The organism is Pseudotabrizicola sp. L79, assembly GCF_036553525.1.
In the GTDB taxonomy this organism is placed as follows: Bacteria; Pseudomonadota; Alphaproteobacteria; order Rhodobacterales; family Rhodobacteraceae; genus Pseudotabrizicola.
The window spans coordinates 1-471 of record NZ_JAZHDA010000010.1 but is presented as its reverse complement, the minus strand read 5'-3'; the positions used below and the strand labels follow the sequence as shown (position 1 = coordinate 471).

Below are 471 nucleotides of genomic sequence, written 5' to 3'. Positions count from 1 at the left end.
GGCCGAACCGGGACCAAACCGCTTGAGATGCGCCTCGCCCCCCGGGGCCAGTTCGGTTTCCTCGGCCTTAACGCCGCAATAGGGGCATTCAAGGATCAGCATGTCAGTGCTCCCTTTGAGCGGGCGCGAGGGGGGGGGGGGCGCCCCCCCCCCCGCCGAAGTTTTATAAGGAATAGAGCGCAGAAGAAATGGTGGCCCCCCCCCGGCACGGAGGGCAAATAAAAAGCGGGCCCCGGTGGCCCGCTACTTGCCATACCCTGGCCGGCGGGGGGGGCAAAACTGAAGTCCCCCTTATTTTTTAAAAATCTCGCCGGGGGGGGGGGGGCCCCCCCCCCCGTCGCGCCCGCTCAAAGGGAGCACTGACATGCTGATCCTTGAATGCCCCTATTGCGGCGTTAAGGCCGAGGAAACCGAACTGGCCCCGGGGGGCGAGGCGCATCTCAAGCGGTTTGGTCCCGGTTCGGCCGATGA

The 471-nt window shown here is 65.6% G+C and carries 2 pseudogenes; one reads left to right on the top strand and one right to left on the bottom strand.

Annotation, left to right across the window (positions count from 1 at the left end):
- A pseudogene (locus tag V3C85_RS00030) lies at window positions 1–102 on the bottom strand (sarcosine oxidase subunit delta); the annotation flags it as partial.
- Between the two features lie 262 nt (window positions 103–364).
- Between V3C85_RS00030 and V3C85_RS00025 the strand changes: the two are divergent.
- Window positions 365–471: pseudogene (locus V3C85_RS00025) on the top strand (sarcosine oxidase subunit delta); the annotation flags it as partial.